Origin of the sequence: Brevibacterium sp. FME17, assembly GCF_014897515.1 — a bacterium.
In the GTDB taxonomy this organism is placed as follows: Bacteria; Actinomycetota; Actinomycetes; order Actinomycetales; family Brevibacteriaceae; genus Brevibacterium.
In genome coordinates this window covers 1-4,037 of sequence record NZ_JABUYD010000049.1, presented here as the reverse complement: position 1 = coordinate 4,037, position 4,037 = coordinate 1, and the positions used below count along the sequence as shown (strand labels likewise).

General features: G+C 51.3%; 2 protein-coding genes and 1 pseudogene. 1 reads left to right on the top strand and 2 read right to left on the bottom strand.

Going from position 1 to position 4,037, the window contains the following annotated elements:
* Positions 1 to 196 precede the first annotated feature (196 nt).
* Positions 197 to 724 (bottom strand): hypothetical protein, encoded by a 528-nt coding sequence (locus INT40_RS20180; RefSeq protein ID WP_101556975.1) that lies wholly within the window; start codon positions 722 to 724, stop codon positions 197 to 199.
* Positions 717 to 2,231 (bottom strand): reverse transcriptase domain-containing protein, encoded by a 1,515-nt coding sequence (locus tag INT40_RS20175; RefSeq protein WP_101556974.1) that lies wholly within the window; start codon positions 2,229 to 2,231, stop codon positions 717 to 719. The genes INT40_RS20180 and INT40_RS20175 overlap by 8 nt, the downstream gene beginning before the upstream one ends.
* A 628-nt stretch (positions 2,232 to 2,859) precedes the next feature.
* On the opposite strand from INT40_RS20175, the pseudogene INT40_RS20170 reads away from it, so the two are divergent.
* Positions 2,860 to 3,927 (top strand): annotated as a pseudogene (locus INT40_RS20170) (ISL3 family transposase); the annotation flags it as partial.
* Positions 3,928 to 4,037: the final 110 nt, after the last annotated feature.

Here is a 4,037-nt window from a genome sequence, read left to right as displayed (position 1 = left end):
CAGCACAAACATTCCACGACACCGTGAAATCACCGGTCACCTGTGCAAGTCAGGTTGGAGTCCCTGGTCTGGACGACGCGGATGACGTCGTCGCGGAATTCTTTCGGGTAGGGCTGTGGCATGATGTCTATCCTTCCAGGCTTGCCTATGAACAAGCCAGATTAGATGTCCCCTAACCCTGCATCAGTCCCACTCTCTACTTCTGCTTCGCTACCGTCCGATCCACTTCGATCAAAAACTTAGCGCAAGCCTCACAGACCTCCGAGCAAATCCTCGAGTCCAAAACCAAACGCCGACCAGAAAATCCGATCGAAAACTTTGAGCTCAGACCGGTCTTTAAATTCAGCATTCTTTTTAAATCTTTACATTGCAATTCCGTAAGGCTGCCGTTGCCATGGACAAGAGCGTTTCGAATCTCAACTATCAGCATGAACTCCTGTCCCACTGAATTCGAAAATCCGTTAAATCTAAAGAGATCTCTAAGAAGCTCCTTTCTGCCGCTCCAAGTCATAAAATAGTCGGGAAGTTTCTTTCTTACAAAGTAGTCAGAAATCATCGATACACCTGTCGCTGACTCTTCAATTTCCTCCTGCAATATGAAGTCTACACTGGATTCAACTTCTGAAATTACAGCAAGAATGACGGCGCGAGGATCACCGTACACAACCGGCGCAGACCAAATCGCAAATAGAGATTCCTCAGTGAAATCAGTAACTTCAGGCATTCGAGCCATAATCACTACCCCACTTGAACGCGCTCCGGTTCAAACGTGAATCGCTGCGTATCGAGTCCAATTGATTTGAAGTATTGGAGTTATTCACCAAACCTGCAACGGCCGCGAGACCTACAGTCGAAATATTTGTAGCTCCGCCATACAGGGTCACCAATCTATCAATATCTAGACTTTCGTTAACAGCAAGTAACCACGCGGCTTCTAGCCGCACTAGCTCATGCGAATCCATAACTTGCTCGATCGCGTAGTCCAAGAATGAACTGCGCCCACGGCAACTTTTGGATTCTAATCTTGACGCTGTATTTAACAGCCAAATCTTATGCCAAGGGGATATGCGTTCCTGCTGAGAGATATCGGCGATCAACTCCCAATTATTTACAGTTTCCGAACGCTCCAATATATATTCCGATATCAGCTTAACTCTAAGTGGCTCTTTTGCTACAATAGCGGAAAGGATATCATTATCTATTCGACTATCGAATCCTTTCACAGTGCGGATACCTAAAGCCCCGGCGCGTGCCAGCGCAGATAATTGACTGCCCTTCGCTTCCGACCAATCTCGCAGAATGCTTAGCGTCGCCTCAAAATTGACTTCATCTGGCTCAGGATACACTTCGTCGATTGTGTCATCATATATGCCCGGAACTAAGCTATAATCAATAAGTTCACCAAAGGCCGTCTCCGTATATTCCCCGAATAGACCTTTGACTATTTTAATATCATCCAACAGATCTTCAGATCTTTTAAAATCAATCTTCTGTTCTGCTAGCGATAAATAGACGCGTCGCGCTTCCTCCATACATTTTTCGATTGCATCAAATGCTTCGCGTCGACTACCAACGACTATCTTGAAATCATCAGCGTAACGGGCAACTTCGTACCCTCTCCTCTTAAGTCTACGTTCTACAATGCTGAGATATGCATCAGCGAGTCGATCTGATTCTCGCGGCCCTTGCGGCAGGCCAACATCTCGCTCGAATATCGCACCGAATAAATTGGACAAGCTGTTGATAGTCTGTTGCTCTGCGCCTTGCAGTACCAATTCTCGAGATAATATGTCATGATCTACATATTCATAGCATGAGGCGATGTCGAATTCAACGACCCAGACACCGGTCCTATCTGTTCCATAATTTTCGAAATCATCAAATTTATCATCTCTGGAACTTGCTGGAAGCGCCTCTTTTAGGTCAATATTTAAGGCAGTAAGAAAAGTTCTTGTTATTGGATCCAAGACAGCTAGCGGTCGATTTCCGTAGCGTTGTTTCGGTTTTGGAAGGAACTCTACCGCCGGCACATATCCTTGTAGGATACTTTCTCTTGCCTGCTTCGCCAATACCTTTTCTGATTCTTCAAGCGCTCTTTCCGAGACCAGTAATGGCAAATCAGCAGGAGTGGATTTTGAGTTTTTTTGCGCAGCTTCTTCCAGATCTAACCTGTCGAGATTTTTCTTATCCGCTTGTATAAATCTTAGCTTTGGTCCATCTTTTACATTCATCCTCTCATTCTACAACGACCTCGCTTTGCTAGGGGTCACGTACGGTCAGGCATCGTCTAGTTGAAACCCTTCCCACCCGCCGTGGACCACTTCATCTGGCGAACCATATTTCGCTACCCACAATTTTCTCTTGCCACGATTTTCCGTTGGTGGCACCCTTCCAGATGAACTTTGAGCTCTCAAAAGCCCGGTCCCTAATCGATTCAGCCAGCTCTCCGCGCTCACAGTCTGTAGAACCACCCAATATCCGCGAGAATAACACGGGCTCGCCCGCTTGGGAATTGGAGTAATAGCGAAGCCGCGCTCCATAATTGGAACGTGGGCGCTCACATCCACGTTCAGCGGACGAACTGCGGGCTTCCCGACGGTGGATGGTCTTTGGTTGCAATCCAAGGGTATAGTAGCGGTTTTCGGACTGTGAGCGGCATATCGAGAGTATCGAACGGTGTCTATACGGTCTGACGCGCTGGTTACTGGCTCTTCATGATTAGGGCGGTGGGAAGAGCTGAAGCCGGGACGTAAGACAACGGGACCCTGGGTGCAATGATGTAGGTGTTCAAGACTCCATCACGACCCAAGGTCCCTCGCGTACGACTTTACCCCGCCCTGCCTCGACACCACACTCTCCCTGCCCGAACTCGGACTCACCGCGATCGGGCAACACCACACGAAGCGGCACCTGACCGTGCTGTGCCCGATCACCGACGACGACAGATCCGGCCCCGTCTGCGGACAACGCGGACTCGTCCGGGCCACCAGGATCCGCAAACTCGTTCATCCCCCGATCGGCCTGACCGCTGTCACCTTGGCTATTCGCATCCGCACCTACACCTGCCCTGATTGCCAGCAGCGCTGGTCCCAGACACCTCAGCGAGCCTGCGCCGGCAGATCGAAACTCTCCACGACGGCACTCTTGTGGGCGCTGAAGTCCGTGGTCATCGACAAGATGAGCATCCACGTCATCGCGAAGAACCTCGCGACCTCCTGGAACACCGTGTGCACGGCTGTGCTCGTCCTCGGGCGATCTCTGTTGATCGCTGATGCCTCTCGGTTCGATGGTGTATCCATAATCGGTGTCGATGAGCACTGCTGGTCCCACCGCGGCATCGACAGGTGGGTGACTGTCATCGTCGACCTCTCCCACCGGCCAGCACGCTTGCTCGACATTGTTCCCGGCCGCTCAGCCGACGTCTTCGCCGACCGGCTGAAAGACCATCCAGATGACTTCCGTGCCGGCATCGACCACGTCGCTATGGATGCCTTCGCCGGCTACAAGAAGGCCGCCACTGAAATGGTGCCTGATGCCACCACGGTCATGGACCCCTTCCACGTAGTCGCCCTGGTCGGTACGAAGCTCGATGAGACGAGAAGACGACTGCAAACCGAACTTCACGGCCGTCGGGGCCGGTCTGGTGATGACTTGTACGGGATCCGCAAAACGGTCCGCACCCGCGTCGGATTGCTCACCGATAAGCAGAAGCACCGCCTCAACTCGGTCTTCGCTGCCGACAATCATGCTGCCCTGTTGGTGTGTTGACAGTTCTACCAAGACACGATCGCCGCCTATGCTGCCCAACCGAGCAAGGGTAAGAAACTCATGGGCAGACTCATCGACACTCTCGCCGGGACGATCTCTGATGAACTCAAAGAGCTACGGAGCCTACGGACGACATTCCAGCGTCGTCGGGCCGATATCCGGCTCATCGTAATCGAGAGTGTAGAACCGGTCTGAAACCACCGGATTCAAGTAAGCACCTCGCGATGTAATGAGTCAGGTTGCGAAACCCGAGTGCCGATCCTCGAAGG

Excerpts from the sequence above, each read along its gene's own strand:
- INT40_RS20180 (WP_101556975.1), bottom strand. The coding sequence starts at position 724 with ATGCCTGAAGTTACTGATTTCACTGAGGAATCTCTATTTGCGATTTGG.
- INT40_RS20175 (WP_101556974.1), bottom strand. The coding sequence starts at position 2,231 with ATGAATGTAAAAGATGGACCAAAGCTAAGATTTATACAAGCGGATAAG.